The organism is Sneathiella sp. (assembly GCF_047631475.1).
Taxonomy (GTDB): domain Bacteria; phylum Pseudomonadota; class Alphaproteobacteria; order Sneathiellales; family Sneathiellaceae; genus Sneathiella.
In genome coordinates, this window is sequence record NZ_JBLHZT010000014.1 from 1 (window position 1) to 21,101 (window position 21,101).

Annotated in this window: 22 protein-coding genes and 1 pseudogene; 10 read left to right on the plus strand and 13 right to left on the minus strand. The window is 47.4% G+C overall.

Features of this window, described 5'->3' with window-relative positions:
* Nucleotides 1-231: 231 nt before the first annotated feature.
* The 5 genes from ACJAYR_RS07725 to ACJAYR_RS07745 form a co-directional block, all read right to left on the minus strand.
* A complete protein-coding gene (locus tag ACJAYR_RS07725; protein ID WP_415236068.1) occupies nt 232-834 on the minus strand; it encodes a hypothetical protein in 603 nt (200 codons plus the stop codon).
* 62 nt (nt 835-896) lie between these two features.
* Nucleotides 897-2,222, minus strand: coding sequence for a DUF4055 domain-containing protein (locus tag ACJAYR_RS07730; protein ID WP_415236069.1), 1,326 nt, complete (start codon nt 2,220-2,222; stop codon nt 897-899).
* On the minus strand, nt 2,222-3,565 hold the full coding sequence (terL, locus tag ACJAYR_RS07735) for a phage terminase large subunit (RefSeq protein ID WP_415236070.1): 1,344 nt from the start codon (nt 3,563-3,565) through the stop codon (nt 2,222-2,224). Before terL ends, ACJAYR_RS07730 begins: the two co-directional genes overlap by 1 nt.
* Nucleotides 3,552-3,971 carry a hypothetical protein gene (locus tag ACJAYR_RS07740; RefSeq protein WP_415236071.1) on the minus strand — a complete coding sequence of 140 codons (420 nt, stop codon included), beginning with the start codon at nt 3,969-3,971 and terminating at the stop codon, nt 3,552-3,554. Before ACJAYR_RS07740 ends, terL begins: the two co-directional genes overlap by 14 nt.
* 208 nt (nt 3,972-4,179) lie before the next feature.
* The gene (locus ACJAYR_RS07745) at nt 4,180-4,725 is read right to left on the minus strand and encodes a hypothetical protein (RefSeq protein ID WP_415236072.1); all 546 of its coding nucleotides are present in this window, start codon (nt 4,723-4,725) and stop codon (nt 4,180-4,182) included.
* A gap of 356 nt (nt 4,726-5,081) precedes the next feature.
* On the opposite strand from ACJAYR_RS07745, the gene ACJAYR_RS07750 reads away from it, so the two are divergent.
* The 5 genes from ACJAYR_RS07750 to ACJAYR_RS07770 all read left to right on the plus strand — a co-directional run bounded on the left by ACJAYR_RS07750 (nt 5,082) and on the right by ACJAYR_RS07770 (nt 9,057).
* Nucleotides 5,082-5,663, plus strand: a complete 582-nt coding sequence (locus ACJAYR_RS07750) for a hypothetical protein (protein WP_415236073.1) — start codon at nt 5,082-5,084, stop codon at nt 5,661-5,663.
* A 209-nt stretch (nt 5,664-5,872) separates the two neighbouring features.
* The gene (locus ACJAYR_RS07755) at nt 5,873-6,886 is read left to right on the plus strand and encodes a cysteine synthase A (RefSeq protein WP_415236074.1); all 1,014 of its coding nucleotides are present in this window, start codon (nt 5,873-5,875) and stop codon (nt 6,884-6,886) included.
* 17 nt (nt 6,887-6,903) lie between these two features.
* Nucleotides 6,904-7,617, plus strand: coding sequence for an alanyl-tRNA editing protein (locus tag ACJAYR_RS07760; RefSeq protein WP_415236075.1), 714 nt, complete (start codon nt 6,904-6,906; stop codon nt 7,615-7,617).
* A gap of 28 nt (nt 7,618-7,645) precedes the next feature.
* The gene (gene sseA / locus ACJAYR_RS07765; RefSeq protein ID WP_415236076.1) at nt 7,646-8,503 is read left to right on the plus strand and encodes a 3-mercaptopyruvate sulfurtransferase; all 858 of its coding nucleotides are present in this window, start codon (nt 7,646-7,648) and stop codon (nt 8,501-8,503) included.
* Nucleotides 8,503-9,057 (plus strand): GNAT family N-acetyltransferase, encoded by a 555-nt coding sequence (locus tag ACJAYR_RS07770; protein ID WP_415236077.1) that lies wholly within the window; start codon nt 8,503-8,505, stop codon nt 9,055-9,057. The genes sseA and ACJAYR_RS07770 overlap by 1 nt, the downstream gene beginning before the upstream one ends.
* Before the next feature lie 57 nt (nt 9,058-9,114).
* Here the strand turns inward: ACJAYR_RS07770 and ACJAYR_RS07775 are convergent, their stop codons facing one another.
* The gene (locus ACJAYR_RS07775) at nt 9,115-9,303 is read right to left on the minus strand and encodes a hypothetical protein (RefSeq protein ID WP_415236078.1); all 189 of its coding nucleotides are present in this window, start codon (nt 9,301-9,303) and stop codon (nt 9,115-9,117) included.
* 212 nt (nt 9,304-9,515) lie between these two features.
* Between ACJAYR_RS07775 and ACJAYR_RS07780 the strand changes: the two genes are divergently transcribed.
* Nucleotides 9,516-10,334, plus strand: a complete 819-nt coding sequence (locus ACJAYR_RS07780; protein WP_415236079.1) for a hypothetical protein — start codon at nt 9,516-9,518, stop codon at nt 10,332-10,334.
* Between the two features lie 79 nt (nt 10,335-10,413).
* Here the strand turns inward: ACJAYR_RS07780 and ACJAYR_RS07785 are convergent, their stop codons facing one another.
* From ACJAYR_RS07785 to ACJAYR_RS07805, 5 genes and pseudogenes are all read right to left on the minus strand, one after another.
* Entirely contained in the window at nt 10,414-11,184 is a 771-nt protein-coding gene (locus ACJAYR_RS07785) for an amino acid ABC transporter ATP-binding protein (protein WP_415236080.1), read from the minus strand.
* Nucleotides 11,185-11,196: 12 nt separating this feature from the next.
* A pseudogene (locus ACJAYR_RS07790) lies at nt 11,197-11,904 on the minus strand (amino acid ABC transporter permease); the annotation flags it as partial.
* A gap of 396 nt (nt 11,905-12,300) precedes the next feature.
* Nucleotides 12,301-13,497: an amino acid ABC transporter permease gene (locus tag ACJAYR_RS07795; RefSeq protein ID WP_415236081.1), complete on the minus strand. Its 1,197-nt coding sequence runs from the start codon at nt 13,495-13,497 to the stop codon at nt 12,301-12,303.
* 127 nt (nt 13,498-13,624) lie between these two features.
* A complete protein-coding gene (locus tag ACJAYR_RS07800) occupies nt 13,625-14,638 on the minus strand; it encodes an amino acid ABC transporter substrate-binding protein (protein WP_415236082.1) in 1,014 nt (337 codons plus the stop codon).
* Between the two features lie 44 nt (nt 14,639-14,682).
* A complete protein-coding gene (locus ACJAYR_RS07805; protein WP_415236083.1) occupies nt 14,683-14,805 on the minus strand; it encodes a hypothetical protein in 123 nt (40 codons plus the stop codon).
* A gap of 113 nt (nt 14,806-14,918) precedes the next feature.
* Between ACJAYR_RS07805 and metC the strand changes: the two genes are divergently transcribed.
* From metC to ACJAYR_RS07820, 3 genes are all read left to right on the plus strand, one after another.
* Nucleotides 14,919-16,094: a cystathionine beta-lyase gene (gene metC, locus ACJAYR_RS07810; protein WP_415236084.1), complete on the plus strand. Its 1,176-nt coding sequence runs from the start codon at nt 14,919-14,921 to the stop codon at nt 16,092-16,094.
* Between the two features lie 61 nt (nt 16,095-16,155).
* A complete protein-coding gene (hisI, locus tag ACJAYR_RS07815; protein ID WP_415236085.1) occupies nt 16,156-16,542 on the plus strand; it encodes a phosphoribosyl-AMP cyclohydrolase in 387 nt (128 codons plus the stop codon).
* A 44-nt stretch (nt 16,543-16,586) separates the two neighbouring features.
* Nucleotides 16,587-17,813: a TIGR03862 family flavoprotein gene (locus ACJAYR_RS07820; RefSeq protein ID WP_415236086.1), complete on the plus strand. Its 1,227-nt coding sequence runs from the start codon at nt 16,587-16,589 to the stop codon at nt 17,811-17,813.
* Between the two features lie 12 nt (nt 17,814-17,825).
* On the opposite strand, the gene ACJAYR_RS07825 is transcribed toward ACJAYR_RS07820, so the two are convergent.
* On the minus strand, nt 17,826-18,527 hold the full coding sequence (locus ACJAYR_RS07825) for a Crp/Fnr family transcriptional regulator (RefSeq protein ID WP_169544986.1): 702 nt from the start codon (nt 18,525-18,527) through the stop codon (nt 17,826-17,828).
* A gap of 234 nt (nt 18,528-18,761) precedes the next feature.
* Here ACJAYR_RS07825 and ACJAYR_RS07830 point away from each other — a divergent pair, with 234 nt between their 5' ends.
* Nucleotides 18,762-20,114, plus strand: a complete 1,353-nt coding sequence (locus ACJAYR_RS07830; protein WP_415236087.1) for an 8-oxoguanine deaminase — start codon at nt 18,762-18,764, stop codon at nt 20,112-20,114.
* Here the strand turns inward: ACJAYR_RS07830 and ACJAYR_RS07835 are convergent.
* Nucleotides 20,109-21,017: a LysR family transcriptional regulator gene (locus ACJAYR_RS07835; protein WP_415236088.1), complete on the minus strand. Its 909-nt coding sequence runs from the start codon at nt 21,015-21,017 to the stop codon at nt 20,109-20,111. The genes ACJAYR_RS07830 and ACJAYR_RS07835 overlap by 6 nt on opposite strands.
* Nucleotides 21,018-21,101: the final 84 nt, after the last annotated feature.

Here is a 21,101-nt window from a genome sequence, read left to right on the forward strand (position 1 = left end):
GTTACATTTTCAGCTGTTAAGTCTGCGGGGATAGGAACATCAATTGTATCGCCTTTTTCGGCGGCATAGGAACTATAATTGCCGTTCACCAGTCGGGGCATAATTGCCTGTTCCCGCAAAGACATCAAACCACGAGCGAGAATTTTAGGCATTACTGCCGAGACATCATTAGACATATATTTTCTCCAAGATAAAGGTTGGGTAAAACAAATCCTGATAAAAAGCCGGCTATCAGGTTACTGACACTCTTCCTGCGGCAATGGCTTCGATTTGGGAGTTCAGAGCGATCTGATCCTGTCGATTGATGGAAAATGATCCCATCGCAGAACCAGAGGACACCATTCCCCCTCCTGATACGCCTTTTTCCTCAAACGCTTTTTCATAAAGCGAAGAGGCTTTCATTTCTTCGATAAGATCTGGCAACTGAAACGGCGCCCCAGTATCGGTCAGACGCGGTGCCCCCTCATGATCAAGGACCTCAAGCGACAAGTCTTCCCCCTCTTCTTTCACCCGCAGTTGTTTTTGCAAATGAGGGAGCAGAAGTGCGCTGTTACCATTCGCTTGTTCCAGTGCTTCGCAAATGGATTTTTCCGCATAATATTGCTGAAACCGGGATTTGACCCCTGTCAGCTGCGCCTGCTTTTCCTCAAGCTGCAGCAGGGTTTCTTCCTGTGCACTCTGCAATTGAAGAAGATCCGCAGAAGCGGCTTGTCCTGTCAGTTTGTCGGAAAGTACCGATAGCAGCTGGTACTTTCCGTCCTTATGCTCATAAAGAGGCTGAAATTCTGCTGGAATTTCATCCTTACTCTCGATCAGCAATGGAAAATCGAACATAGGTTTCCTTTCATAAAAAAAGCCCCCTGAAAAGGAGGCTTGATCAACTCGGCGTATTATTCTTATTGAGACGGGTGACTGTTGAAATCCAAACTACTTTGCAAAATCCCACGAGCCGCGAGCTCCCGCTCTAACCCGGTTCTATCGATAATCTGACGATCAAATAGAAGAATTAGATCTTGAAGGTTTTGAGTGGAATAGGACCGTTCCAAGGATTGTCTGGACACCGTAATTGAACCGGTTTCAAATATCCCTTTCCAATCAGCAAACATGCCCAACATGGCATTCAGGGCATCTTCCAGTTCGTTGCTCATCGCAACCAGCGGCGACAAGGCCTCCAAAGCATCAAGCGTTCGACCGGTCGCGGTCTGCCTTACATGCCCGGTTTCAAACTGTAGACTGAATTGGTTGATTGCCTTTTCAAGATCCTGCAATTCCCTCGAGCCCGCCTCCAAAGCAGCTCCGCTACTTTCAACATAATAGTATTTCCCATCCGTGTCTGACGTCGTCAGCACCTTATTGGGACCGACCTCGATGGGGCCATCGACTTCAGGATCATAACCGGACGCTGCGAGGATCGGAAAAGAGGCGACGTTTAACGCGTTACGCTGATCAGATCGAATTTGATAATGCTCCAAATTCAGCCAGGCCAGATCTTCTAATGGGGGCGTTGCCTCCAGAAATCCTGTTCTGTTGGTGTACAGGGTTATCAGGGGAATTTTACCCAAAGAATTCTGACCTTCGTCCACACATTGCCATTGCCCTGCTTTGGCCTGCCTGAACACCCCCCAATGATCACGGGTTATTTCTCTTATTTGAACATCGGACGCCGACCCCTGACCACTATAGGCTGCGGTCCCTTCCTTTACCCTGATTTTGTCGAGACGGTAGCCAGTGGCTGTCACCGACCAGTCAGCCGAAATCAGGCTGGCTGCAGGAATATGAACGGCATAGGGACGCGCCTGACTGTCAGCTCCTTTTTTTGATCCCGTTGCGTCCCCGTTCACAGGAAAATCAACCAAGACATGGCTCATCCCGCAAACAAGCGCATCTTCGAACCAGCTTTGGGCAAAACTGTTCAACCCACGGCCTGTCAAATCGACATTTTTAAGATAGGTGGCAATCACTTCCGGCATATCCGCAGACGCCTTTAACGGGTTTGCAAATATTTGCCCAACCAGTTTATGAACGGTTTTCCGAAAATAGTTTCGAAGCACCGTTTTTCTTGCTCTCTCCTGATAGACCCGACTGTTTTCAGCTGGATGCTGCGGCAAAAAAAGATGACCTGCCTGTCGCATGGCCTTCGTGCCCCCCATCAAGCTGAGAGGAAGTTCCCATTTCTTATACATTTCTAGATATCGGGGAGACGGTGTCGATGGATTATTCATCAAAACATTTCCTGTTGCTGTTTTATTTTCCGGCAATTTAGCGCATTAAAAGCCTCGACAACGGCATCCACCTGATCATCATGCCGACCAGACGGAAAGCCTTCTAATTCGTTGATAAAACTCTCATTCCAATTTCCTTCAAGTAACCGCACATTTCCCCCTTCCACTTGCGCTGAAAACGGGGCCGCCCGGGTAACTTTAGAGCCTGTCACAGCGGTTGCCCGAACCCGAAAGCCACTTAACCGCCGAACCATACTGGCGGCTTGGGCCTTGCCGGCCTGACCGGGATCTTGCGGCAACGCAATCAGAACATGATTGCCATCCTGCCGGGCCCGCGACTCTATTCGCGCTTCGACCTCTGCCGGTGACCCTTTAAACCGCTCGACATGTTCAACGATATAGCCGCCATTTGTGTCGCGGCTGACTTTTGCACCAACCGTCCAGTCACCGCTTTCCCGTTCGGTTTCAGCCGTTGCCGCCAAGTCCCAACCGCGAACGGACGCTTCCGTCACTGGGATTGAGCGTGTCATCGAAAACCAGGAACGCTTGAAATAATATCCCGCAGCTGGCCGAATTTTCCAATTGCCGTGCAGCAGACGCTCTCTTTCAACCCGATCAAGGGCTGCCAGGTTTGATTTATATCCCGCATCCCTTGCCATCAGGATGACATTATCATCAACAGAGGCTGCAACAAATGTCACTGACTTGGGAACCTGATCAGGGTAACCAACCAACAAGTCTTCAGGACAATCCCCCCAAACCAGATCATTTCCGTCCCGCACGAACCAACGGATCTTTCCTGATTTTATTGGGTCGGCATATCCTGTTTCAGGATCTATCCACCAACGCACAAAACCGGCGACCCAACTGTCTGCATCCGGATTACAGGTTGCCCGAATATAAGGACGGATAGCGGCCATCGATCGATTACGGCTAAGCAGGTAAAAAAACTGGTTTTGGCTGAAATGAGTCAGTTCGTCGAAGCCGATATAGGTTATCTCTGTTCCTTGCCAATCAAATCGATTTTTTTCATGCTCCATATACCCGCAACTGATCGTTGCGCCACTTGGAAAGCGCCATAACAGATCTGTTTCTTTTGCAACCGCCCCCAGTTTCCCGTATATCTGCCGGGAGGCATCCCACAATCCCCCTTCCACCCTTATTTGCTTACCCGTTCGGCGAAACAAAACGGCTCTGAACAAGGGGTCTGTTACATGCCGGAGCGGCTCCAGAAGAAGCGCAAAGCTTTTGCCGCCTCCCGCTGCGCCCCCGTAAATGGCAATATCCGCTTTGCTGGATAGAAACCGTTCTTGTGGCCCTGGTTGTGGTTTAATCTCTGCCATTATCGGGTAAGTAAACCTTCGCTTTAAAAAATGACCGGACTGCGTTTGCAGCTTTTTGTGGTTTTAAGTTTCCGTATCTTTCAGGTGACAGATGTTCCATCAACCACTTCCTGGTTTCGATCCGAAGCTTCGCCTTTGCGATCGATTGCGGCGGCGTGTCGTCCTCCTTATCCAATTCAGCACCATCAGCAATATCGACAATTTCGCCCGCAAAAAAGTCCGCCAGAAACTGACGGACTTTTTCATATTCTCGTTTGTTGAAAACGCTGCTTAAAGAAGAAAGAACTGTTTTCTTGTCGGTCGAATGTTCCAACTTTTCCAAAACGGTTCGCGTCCAGTTATTCGTAAACAATCTTTCTTCGATTATTCTCTGGAGCCATTCAAGCGAATCTTTTCGCCTAGTCATACATCCTCCATTTTCAACTTAAAGGTTCATCTCCAATATCAAATTTTCTCACGCAGATTCTATTCGTCTCTCTTCTAGAAAAGACGATTTAACGTTAAGCACCTATATAAATTGGATTTTTCTCATAAAAAAAGGGCCCTCAGCTTGTGATCGCTGCGAGCCCAATTTTCGACGTTGAATAATATAGTATAGAAAAGACCCCAGCCTGTCAACAACTATTCTCTTTATAATTGATTTCTACTAGACCACCAAACAGATCCAGACCTGCAATCAGGTTCAGCTTTGCATACCCTTTACGCCGCGCTCTCAGCCTGTCGACATCACGGCAGCTATGGCCAAACGCCAGAATATCCAGAATGTCGCCCACTGAAATATCCTCGCATCGGGCTTCTTTGGCCCATGCTGTAAATCGATCAATCAGATCTGATCGTGTATCTGGTATATACAATTTCCCTTTTGGAAGAGTATCAAACACCTGCGTTCTATACCCAATACCGGACACAAGCATTTGAAAGCCATAATAAAGCTGTTGGGCCGACCTAAACTGGCAATCGGTCATTGCCTCCCACAGCCTTTTATCTTGCCGCCGCATTCTTTTCTGGCCGTGAGGCATTTGATTTCGACGCAAACATTCCGCAATTTCCTTGTCCGAGATATTATCATTTGCAGCATATTTAACGGGCGACGCCGAAATAACCCTTGAAGTTACACCTGATAGATACTCATTACAGGTTCCCACTTTACTTTTTGTCACGATTTTCATTCCCCCAAAATCTAGTCAAACCACATCAAACAATAAACATTGAACTAAAATCCTCTCCGATCCCTTATCACCCCTGGAACAGATGAATTGAGTAATACCCTTTGTTGTACAACTCTACTTTTTGTAGAAAAATTGGAGTCTCGTGCGATAATCTGCCAATCTACCAATACAAAAAATTGACTTAAACAACCAAAGATAAACCCGCAAAAGGAGAAATTTTCTCACATACATAGTTTTAATAGAAAGCACTATTCCACTAATAGGATATATAAGGCAAAACTGATCGTCAATATTTTTTACGTTTATTGTAAATTTAGACTAATAGCACCTGTTGATTGAGACACACCATGAAACGACTTTGGATTGCGCAAAGACTCAAATTTCTGAACAAGAAAAAAGGGGATTTAGCGATAAGGCTCGGCCTTCCGGGCCCTAGAATTACTGACATTATTCAGGGAAAACGAAAAATTCAGGCTCATGAGATACCGACATTATCGGCTTTTCTCGAACTCGACAGCAGTATCATTTTGGAGAATATCCAAAAGGAAACACCAACTCAGTTTCCTCAGGACACGCCCCGCACGGAGACAATCAAGGTTGTAGGGCACTTTGCGAAACTGGAAAATATCTACGACTTATGGCCGAGCTCCAAGCACTATACGATAACTCTTCCCCTGCATTCCACTTTTCCGGGTGTTGAAAAATTTGCACTGGAAGAAACCCAGCTAACCGCACCGCAAATCGTCCTTCATATTTGCGTGTTTGAATGCGATTGCCAGCCAGACACAAACGCTCGGTTCAAGAAAATATACCCGACAAATGAAAACATTAGGACGGCGCAAGCTGTTGCAGTAGCGAACCATCCACCAGCCGATCAATCCTGCCGCCACGCAGAAGCCCTTATCATCGCCAAGTACCAACAATCCTAAGGATCGCTCCCTTTCCCCTACTGAAATTTGATAGTTTCAGTCTCAATTTTATCGCCCGCGCCTAAGCCCCCCCTCTTCCCCTGCCCGAAACCGAGGCGATTATAACCAGAACAAATATTGGATTTATCTGATTGCCCTTGAAGTAATTCGGGATAAGTAATAAATAACAGTAATAAATAGTTATTTAAAACAAACCACAGAAAAGTATCATGACCCTTCGCAAAAACTTTGTAGACAGTATTGGCAATACGCCTCTTATCCGCCTTACAGCAGCGTCTGAAGCCACGGGCTGTGAAATCTATGGTAAAGCTGAATTCCTGAATCCAGGAGGGTCCGTAAAAGATCGTGCGGCTCTTGCTATTATTCTGGATGCCGAAAGATCCGGCAAATTGAAACCGGGCGGTGTCATTGTGGAAGGCACAGCGGGAAACACAGGCATTGGCTTGGCCCTTGTCGCCAATGCCCGTGGGTATCGAACCATTATTGTGATGCCAGAAACCCAGACCGATGAAAAGAAGGCCCTGCTTTCCTATTGTGGTGCTGATCTACGCCTTGTGCCCGCGAAGCCTTACAAGGACCCGGACAATTACGTAAAATATTCGGGTAGACTGGCAGAAGAAATCGCCAAAACAGAGCCCAATGGCGCAATCTGGGCCAATCAGTTTGATAACGTGGCGAACAAGCAAGGTCATTTTGAAACAACCGGTCCTGAAATATTTAACCAGCTGGACGGAAAAATTGATGGCTTTATTTGTGCGGTGGGTAGTGGTGGCACGCTGGCCGGCATAGCCGATGCCCTGCGGGAGCGTAAAAAAGACGTCAAAATCGGCATTGCTGATCCCATGGGTGCCGCGCTTTTCAACTATTATAAAAACGGGGAACTAAAAGCCGAGGGAAGCTCTATCTCTGAAGGCATCGGGCAAGGCAGAATTACGGCCAATCTTGAAGGCCTAACCGTCGACATGCCTTATCAGATTGACGATGTTGAAGCACTGAACGTCCTCTATGATCTCAATATTCATGAAGGCCTGCAACTAGGCATTTCATCCGGCATCAACGTCGCGGGGGCCATTCGGATGGCGAAGGAAATGGGCCCCGGCCATACAATTGTTACGATACTGTGTGATACAGCTCAAAAATACTTTAGTAAGCTGATGGACGTTGATATGCTACGAAAGAATAATCTGCCTGTCGCTCCCTGGCTGGAGGGCAGCGCCAAATAAAACAGGAGTAAGTATTAATGACAGTGCCGCTTTTTCGCGAAGACGCCTACCAAAAAACCTGCGACGCCACGGTCGTCCAAATAAATGAAAAAGGCGGCATTATACTTGATCAAACTGTTTTTTACCCTACTGGCGGTGGTCAACAGGGTGATTGCGGGGCACTGGTCTTGGCAGATGGATCCCGCATTGAAATTGCAACAACTGTAAAAGGGGACAGCCCGGATCAAATTGTCCACGTCCCCGCAGAAGGTCAGCCCCTACCTGAGCCAGGGGCCACCGTCACAGCGGAGATTAACTGGGATGTCCGCTACCGACTGATGCGGATGCATACATGTCTTCATATTTTATCTGCGGTTATGCCCTATCCGGTAACCGGGGGGCAGATTTCCGATGGGAAAGGCCGGCTTGATTTTGATCTTCCGGAAGCTTCACTGGATAAAGAAGACCTGACGGAAAAGCTGAATGCCCTCATCAACAAAAATGAGCCGGTTACCTTTGATTGGATTACCGATGAGGAACTGGATGCAAATCCCGAACTCGTCAAGACGTTGTCGGTTCAACCTCCACGCGGCAGTGGGAAAGTAAGATTGATCAAGATCGCCGATATGGATCTTCAGCCGTGCGGCGGAACCCACGTAAAGAACACACAGGAAATTGGGGCTGTAAAAGTCCGAAAAATCGAAAAAAAGGGACGGCAAAATCGCAGGGTCTCCCTGATTTTTGCCGAATAATCAACGCGCTTTAAAACAGAGAATTACTATGCCATACGCCAATCCAACTTCCCTCGTCTCTACAGAATGGCTGAGCCAACATATCAATGCACCGGACATCCGTATTGTCGATGCTTCTTGGTACCTGCCTGCAGAGAACAGAGATCCAAAAGCAGAATTCGAGGCCGCTCATATTCCAGGCGCCGTGTTTTTTGACATTGACGAAATTGCCGATACTGACAACCCCCTTCCGCATATGATCCCGTCTCCTGAGAAATTCTCCAGCCGCATGAGAAGGTTGGGTCTCGGGGACGGTAACAGAATAATTGTATATGATGGTTCAGGCATTCGCAGTGCTGCCCGTGCCTGGTGGATGATCCGGTTGTTTGGTCACGAGGATGTGGCGATCCTGGATGGCGGGATGAAAAAATGGTTGGCCGAAGGCCGTGAAACGAGTGATTTGCCAAGCCATCCGGCTGAACGTCATTTCACGTCGCGTTTTAACAGTTTGATGGTTCGCGAAAAAACGCAGGTTCGTAAAAATCTTGAAACTGCGAAAGAGCAGGTCCTCGATGCACGATCCCCAGGACGCTTTTCCGGTGCGGAAGAAGAACCGCGTGAAGGTTTGCGAGGCGGGCATATTCCCAATTCGAAGAACCTGCCGTTCAATCAACTTATTAGCGACGATGGGACCCTAAAAGAAAGCGATGCGTTAGAGGCCGAGTTTGATAAAGTCGGCATTGACCCAAAGGCACCGGTTGTTACAAGTTGCGGATCTGGCATCACGGCCTGCGTCCTGGCGTTTGGCCTGCATATGATCGGCCATCGACGGGTCTCGGTTTATGATGGCTCCTGGACAGAATGGGGGCTGGATAATGAAATGCCATTATCAGTCGGGGAAAAATAATGGCCCTGCAACGCAAACCAGAAGAAAATCAGGACGGTCTTTGGCCCTTGACCATCACGTATCTGAAGATGACCGAGAAACCGGTCCCTCAGGCAATCCCTAAACCTGCCATTCCGCATTCTATACTGAAAGCGGAAAAACCAACGGTCTCCTTCTATCGCTTTCTATATGATGCGGTCGGAAAAGACTGGGGTTGGATCGACCGGAAAAAGCTATCTGATGCAGAACTGAAGGAAGTTCTCGAAAGTAAAGATACGGAAGTCTTTGTTCTGTATGTAAGAGGAGTTCCAGCTGGTTATGCGGAACTGAACTATAAAGCCTTCCCTGATGCGGTAGACCTTGCCTATTTTGGTATTATGCCCGAATTTATCGGAATGAAACTCGGCCCTTACTTTTTGGATTGGGCGATCCAGCACGCTTGGCTTCGTAACCCCAGCAGCATTACAGTCAACACTTGCACAATGGACCACCCGAAGGCGCTGCCCCTATATCAGAGATTCGGATATTTTCCATATAAGCAACGGGATTTATTGATTGAACCGATCCCGGAATAGCATTCCTGTCTGGCAAGCTGACTTTTTTTGGCTTGTCAGACAGCGTAATACGTCATGCTAATCAGTTTCATAAGCCTTGAACAAGAACAAAAAGAAACAGCCAATAACGATCATCGACAGCGCAAAATATATTTGCAAAGACGCTGCCATAACACACAGCGACACCCCTGCACGTTCACAGGTAACTGCGTTTTGAAGTCCGACATAGCCCCAAAGAAATAGAAGGCCAAATGCAGCAGCAATCATTTGTGTGACCAGTATTATAATTTTATAAGGCAGACCGTTCCCCTCCCCAAAGATGGGTATCGCCCAGATTATACATATTCTTCTATTCTACCATAAGGTTTATTGAATGTAATCCGCAAGTCCTTTTTCCCAACTTACAATGAAACCGCCAAGCTTGACGCAATCGCAGGATAAGAATATTCTTATATAATAGAAAAAACTGGAGAGTAAAGATGATGCATCACGCCCCCTCTTCACTGCGCCTCATTGCCCTGATATCAGTTCTGTCAGGTGCCGCATTTATGGCAACACCGGCTTATGGCGCACCACAAATCCTTGCTGTTGCCTCAACGGATATACCCGTTCCCCTTTATTGTGAGAAAGGGGAATGCACAGCTGAACTTACGGCCATTTGCTTGCAGGAACATCGGGCCTCTCCGCAAATCGGAACGCACTACTATTTTCATGACAGCGCCCCGATACAGCTTTCGGCAACGACTCCTTCCGGTGAGAATATCGACATCTCAAGCCTGCCCTATTCCATAAAAACTGCAAGGGGCCACACTTCCATCCGGGTCAGTATTCTGCAAAAGGATGTTAAATCACTCGCGCCAACAGCGCTGCATGTCAGTGTCCCAGAGCAAGCGACAGCGATCCCTGTTCCGATAAAAAATGATCGGAAACCGCAGACTGATACTGATATCTTGATTGCAGTTCAATCATTGCGGCCGCTCGCGGGGCACCTTGTAGATAATGACACGGACCGCGCTGATGCAGCACGGCTTGTTAATTTGACCCTCAACAGACTGCCAATCCGGGGCCGCGCTCAAACCAGCCAAAGGCTTGCAGCGAAAGACGGCTTTCAAAAGATAATTCAAACCGCTGGATACTCAAAACAAGCGACCCATCTTGCTCAAAAAGCTTTGAAACAATGTGATTATGAAACAAAAGTTGGCTTCTGGTCGTTAAGGCAATGTCTGGGCTCGTCTCATGACCAGCTTATTGGAAAGCTAAATACAAAATTCTGGAAAAGTCTGAATTCCGGCAGTTAGATCCGTGCCGGCAGTTAGACCCGCGAAAGAACAAAAAAAGCCCCGGACGAACCGGGGCTTTCTCTTGGATTTTTATCCTCTACCCATTGTGTAATATCTGGGATAGGAACAGTTTTGTTCTCTCGCTTTGTGGATTATCAAAGAACTCCTGCGGTGGAGCTTGTTCGATAATTTCACCCGCATCCATAAAGATCACGCGATCAGCGACCGTTTTCGCAAACCCCATTTCATGGGTCACGCAAATCATGGTCATGCCTTCTTCGGCAAGACTAATCATGGTATCCAGAACTTCAGAGATCATTTCTGGGTCCAACGCCGATGTTGGTTCATCAAACAGCATGATACGAGGGTTCATACAAAGTGAACGGGCAATCGCAACACGTTGCTGCTGTCCACCTGAAAGTTGTCCCGGGTATTTCAAAGCCTGTTCAGGAATTTTAACCCGTTCCAAAAACTTCATGGCGATCGCTTCAGCTTCCTCTTTAGGTGTTTTACGAACCCAAATTGGCGCCAAAGTACAGTTTTCCAGAACCGTCAGATGCGGGAACAGATTGAAGTGCTGAAACACCATTCCGACTTCCCGGCGGATTTCATCAATCTTCTTCACATCATTGGTCAACTCAATCCCATCAACAATAATTTGACCCTGTTGATGTTCTTCAAGGCGATTGATACAACGGATCATTGTTGATTTACCGGACCCGGAAGGTCCGCAAACAACAATTTTCTCGCCCCGTTCGACAGTCAGATTAATGTCTCTCAGAACATGAAACTCACCGTACCATTTGTGCATTCCAATCAACTGGATTGCAACGTCTTCCGATGTCTTCTGCATGGCTGCATCACTCATTTGCTAGCCTCCCTATCGCTTATGTCCGGTGTGGAGCTTGTTCTCCAACCAGATGCTGTACCGTGACATACTAAAACAAAATACCCAGAAAACAGCGGCTACGAAGAAATACCCTTCAGTCGCCAATCCAAGCCAGTTTTTGTCTGTCGTTCCTGTTTTCACCACACTTAGCAAATCCAGCAATCCAATGATCAGAACCAATGTTGTGTCTTTGAAAAGACCAATAAAAGTATTCACGATCGAAGGAATGGAAATTTTAAGTGCCTGCGGCAGGACAATAAGGCCCATTGATTGCCAGTATCCCAGTCCAAGAGATTTAGCAGCTTCCAGCTGTCCTTTCGGGATAGCCTGCAAGCCACCTCTTACAACCTCAGCCATATAGGCTGCGGAAAACAGAGACATACCCACCATGGCACGGATCAGCTTGTCAAAATTCTGCCCTTCCGGCAGGAATAATGGCAACATCACAGACGCCATGAACAGAACCGTAATCAGTGGAACACCGCGGATCAGCTCAATAAAGCCAACACAGACCATTCTGACAACCGGCATGTCTGATCGACGTCCCAATGCCAAAACAATACCAAGCGGCAGGGCAACAAAAATGGAGACAGAAGCCAGAACCAGTGTCAGGAACAGTCCGCCCCATTGAGATGTTTCGACGACCTCTAACCCAAGTCCTCCATAAAAAAGGAAGTAACAGATCACAGGATAGACGACGAACAGATAAACTGCCGGCCATTTTTTATCTTTAATCGTATCTGTTAAGATAAAAAACAGTCCAATTGCTCCCAGGACATACCCGACATCGATGCGCCAACGCTCACCTTCCGGATAGAACCCATACATATTCTGTCCAAAACGAGCCTTGATGAAGACCCAGCAGGCGCCTGCGCCTGTACAATCTTCTTTGGTCGTTCCGACAAAATTTGCATCAATGATTGCATAGCTGATGATTGCGCTTAAAGCCTCCCAAACAACATACAGAGACACGAGTGTCAGAATGCTGTTTAGCCAGCTGGAGAATAAATTCTCCCGCATCCATCCAATGATACCGGTTTGCGATACAGGGGGTGGAAGTTCAGCATGACGTTCAGTTTTTACAATAGCCATATCTTACCTCTCCACCAATGCAATGCGTTTATTATACCAGTTCATAAACATTGAAATCAGCAAGCTAATGGTCAGATAGAAAGCCATTGTCATCGCAATAATTTCAATTGCCTGACCCGTTTGGTTAAGGGACGTTCCAGCAAAAATCGCCGTAATCTCTGAATAACCAATCGCTGTCGCCAACGAAGAGTTTTTAGTCAGGTTCAGATACTGACTGGTCAATGGCGGAACAATAACCCGAAGGGCCTGAGGCAAAACCACAAGACGCATTGTCAAATTCGGCCGAATACCCAACGAATGGGCAGCTTCCGTTTGACCATGGCTCACCGCGTTAATACCAGAGCGGACAATTTCAGCAATAAACGCACCGGTATAAATGCTTAGCCCAAACACCATTGCCAGGAATTCAGGTTCCAATACCCAGCCACCGGTAATATTAAAGCGGCTCGCCGATGGGTAGGCAAATGTAAATGGAACACCCATTATCAGTGCGCCAATAATTGGCAAACCGAGAATAAGGCCAAGCCCCGTTAGGAAAACGGGGAACTGTTCGCCTGTTTCATCCTGCCGTTTGTGGGCCCATCGTCTTACAAAGAAGGTGGCGATAATACCAACTGCAAAGCAGACAGGGACAACCCAAAAACCGGGCTCTGGTACAACACTTGGGAAATAGGCGCCCCGATTATTGATAATCAGGTTGTCACTAATCCTAATGCTGTCCTTTACGACGGGCAAAACACTCAGAACGGCAAAGTACCAAAACAGCAACTGCACAAGCAGAGGAATATTTCGGATTACCTCGATATATACGGCGGCAATCTTGTTGACGATCCAGTTTTTAGAAAGTCGAAGAACACCAAAAATAAAGCCGATAATCGTTGCCAGAATAATACCGGCGATAGAAACAGTCAGTGTGTTAATGATACCAATTAACAGAACATCACCATGTGTAGATGTCTGTGCGTTGTAATCCATTAGGACCACAATACCGATACCAAACCCTGACGGCTGCGAAAGAAATCCAAACCCGGAAGCAATACCGCGCTTCTCCAGGTTATCGATTGTGTTGTTACCAACATACAAAACAAAGGCTAGAAATAATGCTATAACCAGGATCTGAAAGAACACAGCGCGTACTTTCGGATCTCTGAACATGCTAACTCCAGCTCCTTGTTGTTGACTGGTTGCGTCAACAGTCATAAGGCGGCTCCTTCTGGGAGTAGCTACTCAAACTACGAGACCTTCACAATTCAGTGACATTGGCCCCAAGTAAAAAGAGTGCATGCCTCGGTGGAGACACACACTCTTTTAAATCAGCTATTCGCTTTTAGCGTGCTGGAGGCGCATACAGGATACCACCTTTGCTCCACAACTCGTTCAAACCACGAGAAATGTTCAGAGATGTTCCTTCACCGAGATGCTTCGCGAAGATCTCGCCATAGTTACCAACGCCTTTAATCGCGTTGTAAGCCCAATCGGCACCTAGGCCGAGTTGTGAACCCAGATCACCTGATGTACCCAGCAAACGCTGAACACTTGGGTTTTTAGAGTTCTTCATTTCGTCAACATTGGCCTGAGTTACACCGAGTTCTTCAGCAATAATCAGAGCGTTCAATGTCCAGCGAGCAATGTCGCCCCAGTTGTTGTCGCCATGGCGAACAAGTGGGCCGAGTGGCTCTTTAGAAATGATTTCTGGAAGAACAACGTGGTTTTCAGGATCTGCGATAACAGAACGCTGAGCATACAAACCTGATTGGTCAGTTGTGTATACGTCACATGTGTCTTTGATATAAGCTTCACGAACTTCGTCTGCTGTATCAAACAACACTGAATCGTACTTCATGCCCTGAGAGGCAAAATAGTCTGCCAGGTTCAGTTCTGTTGTTGTACCAGACTGCAAACAAACACGAGCACCGTCGAGTTCTTTTGCAGACTTAACGCCGAGAGCTTTCTTAACCATGAAGCCCTGACCATCATAATAGTTCACGCCAATGAACTCAAAACCAAGATTAACGTCACGGCTGAAAGTCCATGTGGTGTTCCGTGCAAGAACATCAATTTCACCAGACTGAAGTGCTGTGAAACGTTCTTTAGCAGTCGTAGGCGTATATTTTAGTTTGTTTGGATCGCCAAAAACGGCAGCGGACATTGCCCGACAAAAATCCACGTCAAAACCTTCCCAAACACCTTTATCGTTTGGAGCGGCAAAACCGGCCAGGCCTGTTGTGATACCACACTGAATGTAGCCTTTGGCTTTCACGTCATCCAGGGTACCCGCGCTTGCTGCGCCGGCCATAAATGTAGCTGCTGTAGCGACAGCAATAAAGCTCGCCTTTTTCATAAAATACCTTCCTGTCTATTTTATTATCCATTTTGCGGCTCTGACTAAATTTCAGAACCGGCCTGATCGAAACCAGAGGAAGCCAGTTTTCCCAAATCTCGGCTTCCATACATACCGACGATAATATTTTTGTCTGCACCGTCAACGTAAAATTTTAGTTTCTTCATAAACAGGCGTCTTTTTTTACCATCTGTATAATATAATTTCTGTCTTTCCTCTCTTCACGCAATCCTATATTCCTCATCATCAAAAGTAGCTTGAATTGCATGCGGAGATATTTATGAAAGACGAAACAAAACTAGTAGTTGCTGGCCGCGATCCAGAAAGCAACTTTGGTATTGTTAATGTACCAGTTTATCATGCCTCAACGGTGCTGTTTGACTCTCTGTCTGATCTGCAAAACCGTTTTAAGGATCGCAACAGTGGAAAACAGGCTGTCACCTATGGCCGCGTAGGAACCCCGACCAGCTGGTCTCTTGAAAATGCCGTAGCGGAACTTGAAGGTGGATATCGCAGTCAGGTTTTTCCGTCGGGTCTTGCTGCCTGCGCCCATGCTATGCAGGCATTTTTGAAAGCAGGTGATCACTTGCTCATGACAGACAGTGTTTACGGCCCAAGCCGGACATTTTGTGACACTGTCCTGAGCAGGTTCGGTGTAGAAGTGACCTATTACGATCCGTTAATCGGTGCTGGTATTTCAGAGCTCATTCGCCCTAACACCCGGATTGTATTTGTTGAATCGCCCGGTTCCCAGACCTTTGAAATTCAGGACGTGCCAGCAATTGCTGACAAAGCGCACAAGGCAGGAGCCATTGTCATGATGGACAATACTTGGGCTTCCCCCTTGTTCTACAAGCCTTTTGAGCATGGTGTCGATGTTTCCATTCAGGCAGGCACCAAGTATATCGTCGGTCATTCAGATGCGATGATGGGTCTTGTAACGGCGACAAAAGAGGCGTGGCCAACCCTGCAGGCGGGTGCCAATCTATCGGGGCAAACAGCCGGTCCGGACGATATATATTTGGCGCAGCGTGGCCTTAGAACGTTATCTGTTCGCCTTAAACAGCATATGAAAAACGGCTTACAAGTCGCTGAATGGTTAAAAGGCCGGGAGGAAGTGCATTCTGTGCTGCACCCTGCCCTTTCTGATCATCCTGGACATGATTTATGGAAGCGCGACTTTTTGGGGGCCTCCGGCTTGTTTTCCATGCGCTTGAATAAATTGCCGAAAGAAGCGCTTGCTGCCTTTCTCGATGACCTCAAACTTTTTGGTATGGGATACTCTTGGGGAGGGTATGAAAGTCTGATCCTGTATACGGATCCTTCACACTCGCGAACCGCGACTAATTGGGACAATACAAACCCCTTAATCCGGCTCCATATCGGCCTTGAAGATACCGACGATCTGATTGCAGATTTGTCAGCAGGTTTCGACCGTCTCAGGGCTAAATTATAATACTTTTTAGATAAAATTTGCGAATCGTCGCTATTTCTATCTATCAATCTGGATACTTCTTATGAACGAAAAACTGGTTGAGATTCTTAAATTCAACGATCAGGGTTTGATACCTGCAATTGCCCAGCAGCACGATACAGGGGAGATCCTGATGATGGCATGGATGAATCTTGATGCAATACAGGAAACACTGAAAACTGGTCAGGTTTGTTATTGGTCACGTTCCCGGTCTGCTTTGTGGCGCAAAGGGGAAAGTTCCGGTCATATTCAGACGTTGAAAGATTTTCGCGTCGATTGTGATGGCGATACAATCCTGCTTCAGGTTCATCAAGAAGGGGTCGCCTGCCATACGGGGCGCCGGAACTGCTTCTTTTATTCTGTCGAGGACGATACTGTTTCAATCAATAGTGACGTGATTGTTGCCCCGGAAGACATGTATAAAAAATAAAGGCATAGTGCTGGGAGAATTTTATTTCAGCGAAATGACAGGTTATGAAAACTGAGTGCAAGCAAGTCACGATTATCGGTGGTGGTCCAAGCGGCTTGATTGCCGCTCAGTTTCTCAGCCAGTATAAAAATCTGCATATTCATCTGTATGAACATAAGGCCTCCGTTGGTCGAAAGTTTCTGATTGCCGGACGCGGCGGTCTTAATCTCACCCACTCGGAACAGGCTGCTGTGTTTAAAACACGATATGGCAGTGCCGAACATTTCTTAAGCCCATCACTGAAGGATTTTTCTCCTGAAGATTTGCAGAATTGGGCGGCAGAGCTGGGCGTTGAGACCTTTACCGGCAGCAGTGGGCGTATCTTTCCAAAAGAAATGAAATCAACAAATTTGATGCGTGCCTGGACGAAATCGCTGGTTGAAGCCGGTGTCGAGGTTCACTTGAAGCATGCTTTTGCTGGGTTTGATGATCTGGACAACGTGATTGTCGAAAGTGGTGGGCAGTCCCGTTCCGTCCCGAGTGATGCCGTCCTGTTTGCCATGGGCGGTGCAAGTTACCCTCACCTTGGCGCAACGGCCACTTGGGTGCCCGCCTTTGAAAAACAGAACATCAGTGTCACGCCTTTTCGCCCTATGAACACTGGGTTTGACATTCACTGGTCTTCATTTCTCCTCAAATATGAGGGCTCTGCTCTTAAAAATATCCGCTTCACGTTCAAGGATGAAACATCCCGCGGCGATGCCATCATGACCCGTTACGGGATTGAGGGGGGCGCGGTGTATGCCCTTAGCCGGTCGCTGGTATCCGCAATGGAAGACACCGGATCTGCAACATTGTTGCTCGATCTACGTCCTGACCTGTCTCGGGATGAACTGGCAACGCGCCTTTCTGTTCCTCGTAAAAAACAGAGTTTGTCCAGTTTCCTGCGAAAGCGCTTAAAACTGTCGCCGTTGGAAATTGCGCTTTTAAACGAATTTGGGGACGATATTCGGACAACTTCGCCGGAAGCAATCGCGCAAATCATTAAATCTCTACCCCTTCCGCTCACCAATTATCAACCTTTAAAAAAGGCCATCAGTGCGTCGGGCGGCGTTGCTCTCAACGAATTCAATGATGATCTGATGCTCGTTCAGCATCCGGGGTGGTTTGCCGCGGGTGAAATGATCGACTGGGACGCCCCCACTGGTGGTTACCTACTTCAAGCCTGCTTCAGTACGGGAATAAAAGCCGCGAAGGGGATAAAAAAGTGGCTTGAGGTTCAAGCCACTTAATACGGTTATTTCTCAGCGTGGTACATTTCCGGGAGAAACAGCAAGACTACTGATAAACTCTTCAATCCCGGCTTTGTCTTTCAGATACATGCTCTTGTCACGCTTCTGAATAAGACCATCCCCCGTCAATTGCCCGATAACCCGCGCGACCGTCTCCCGAGTCGTCGAAACGCGGCTCGCAATAACACTTTGTGTTGGCATGGGATAGATCAACCAGGATCCCGGTGTTACCGGATCGGGTGTCGCCATCCGCAGCAGTTCCTGACAGACCCGCTGAACAGCGCCCAATGTAGACAGGTCCAAAATCCGATCGTCATTTATCCGAATAATACGGGCCAGACGTTGCATAACCAGCATCATCACTTCTGGATGCTCTAACAAAAGCTCATTAAAATTTTCCGGAGACAATGAGGCCAACAGGCATTCTTTATTTGCAATAATATTTGCCGAACGCGGTTTGCCATCAATGGCAGACAATTCCCCGAAATACTGACCGGCCTCAACTGTCGCATAGGCAACCTCCCGACCGGAAACACCATAATTCACAACATTAACACTGCCCGAGACGACAAAGAAAATATCTCTGCTTGTGCTTGATTTTTCCAGGATTTGCGAACCGGAAGTATATTTTTTCCAGTTGCATTTACTAGAGATTTCCAGCTTCTTCTCCGGTGGCAACTTGTCTAGAAGTTCAATATTATCAAGATTTTGCATGACGTTCTAAAATATATTACAGGCCAATACGGACCTTTGAGGGGAATAATGTTAACGCGAATTTAAGGGCTCTTGAACATTTGGGCAATAGCAAGAGTAATAATATTATTTCGGAAGAAAAAAATAATCACAAAAAACATCTTTTTATGGCAAAGATACAGTATCCGCTGGGCACCATTTCTAAGCCTGGCAAAATGTGAAAAACTGAGGCAAATTTAGTGAAGGACGAGTGTCTTGCAAAAACCAATCTGGATTAAAAACCCCCTCGCCATCTTAAACAACAAGTGCGCCGGTGGTTTGGTTGTTAAAGACAACACCATTTTGGAATTGATTGGTCTTGGGGAAAGCCCAAAATCTATCTCCCTATCCGACTTGGATATTTTTGACGCCAGCCAGCATGTCGTGATACCTGGCTTGATCAACACTCATCATCACTTTTACCAGACCCTAACACGCGCCTGCCCCGTTGCGCTGAACAAACCTTTATTTCCCTGGCTACAATCACTGTATCCTGTCTGGGCCCGTTTGACCCCAAAAATGCTTGCCAGCGCCTCGCGATTGGCATTGGCCGAACTTATGCTGTCCGGATGCTCAACCGCGGCTGACCATCACTACCTGTTCCCGGCCCCGTTATCCGATGCCATCGATATTCAGGTTGAGGCGGTTAAGGAACTTGGCATACGGGCACATTTAACCCGCGGCTCCATGAGCCTGGGGGAGGATCAAGGCGGATTGCCTCCTCAATCAACCGTGCAAAACGAGCAGACGATTTTGGATGACAGTCGCCGTCTTATTCAGGAATACCACCAAACCGAAGACGGTGCTTTTCTTCAGGTTGCGTTGGCCCCCTGCTCTCCTTTCTCGGTCAGTACAGACCTAATGCAGGCTTCTGCGGAGCTTGCTTCGGAATATGACGTCCGTCTACATACTCATCTTGCAGAAACACATGATGAAACTGATTTTTGCTTGAAAATGTTTGGATTACGGCCTGTCGATTATCTGGAAAAAGTCGGCTGGCTGTCCTCCAATGTCTGGCTTGCCCATGGCATACATTTCAATGACGAGGAAATCGCCCGCCTTGGAAAAGCAAAGGTGGGTATTACCCATTGCCCATCTTCCAATATGGTCCTTTCTTCCGGTATTTGTCGAACCTTGGAACTTGAAAAAGCCGGGTGCCCGGTTGGTCTGGGTGTAGATGGTTCAGCCTCAAACGATGGCTCAAACCTTATTCAGGAGGTTCGTCAGGCGATGTTGATTGGACGGCTTCTTTATGACGCCAATGAAATGACGCATCATTCAGCCTTACGCTTTGCAACGCAAGGTTCTGCCGATTGTCTAGGGCGCGGCGACATTGGCCGTCTGGACGTTGGTGCGCAGGCAGATATTGCCTTTTTCAAGCTGGACGAAATGCGTTTTTCAGGAGCGGGAGACCCCCTCGCGGCTTTGCTTTTATGTGGTGCACACAAAGCTGACCATCTGATGATTGGTGGCCAATGGCGTGTTAAAAACGGCGAAATACCAAATCTGGATATTGATGCCTTATTGGCCGAGCACCATCAACTGGGGCAGGAACTTCAGCAATTATAGGTCTTGATCAAATTCGGCTTTGACAAACGCTTTGAACCGCTGAGCGATTGGCCCCAGTGGCTCCCCCAATTTATGGGCGAGAACCACTGTGATGGGGGCGATATCCTCTTCTATTTCCGCGGTGACCACAGCTTGCCCGTCATAAGTGTTGGAGTGCGGACTTCGCATAGCCATTAACGAAAAGCCTAATCCGTGTCCAACAGCACTACGAACACTTTCAAATGACGTCGCCCGAAAGGAGACCTTGGGGTTGATTTGCAGTGACGCAAAAACCGAATAAAAATATTCCCGGCTGTTCGGCGCATCAAACAAGACATACCCTTCTGCTGCTAACGATCGAAGAGATACCTTTTTTTGTGCCGCAAGCGGGTGGTTCGCTGATAATAGAATGTATGGTTTATGACGGCCTAAAATATGCCATTCCAGCCGTTCTGGATCCAGGTTCAAGTCGTATAAGATGGCCAGATCCAAATCTTTTGAGACCAAATCGGAAATAATATCCCCTTGCAGAGTTTCCCGAATATCCAGTGTGATTCCAGGTTGGATACTGTGATAACGACGGATCAAACGTGCGACATAAAAGGGTGCTATCGACTGGAAGCACCCTATTCGAATTGTGCCTGATTGATGAGCTTTGATATCAGCAATCTCTTTTTCTGTTGCTTCGGCAACCTGCAATAAATGTTCTGCCTGCGCGAGAAAGGCGTCCCCTTGATCGGTCAATATAAGCCCTTTGGCGTGACGCCTTTCAAACAGACACAAACCGGTAATATCCTCAAGTTTATCAATGGCCTGCGCAATGGCAGGCTGAGAAATACTCAACTTGCGGGCCGCTTGCGCAATCCCCCCGTGCGTTGCGACCGCCCGAAAGTAATAGCATTGCTTCAGTGTATAACGAACCATCTAACCATATTTTACTGTTCTTATTGAATGATTTTACGAACTTTTATGGAGGATAGACAAACCCTATAGTGTCGGCAATCGCAA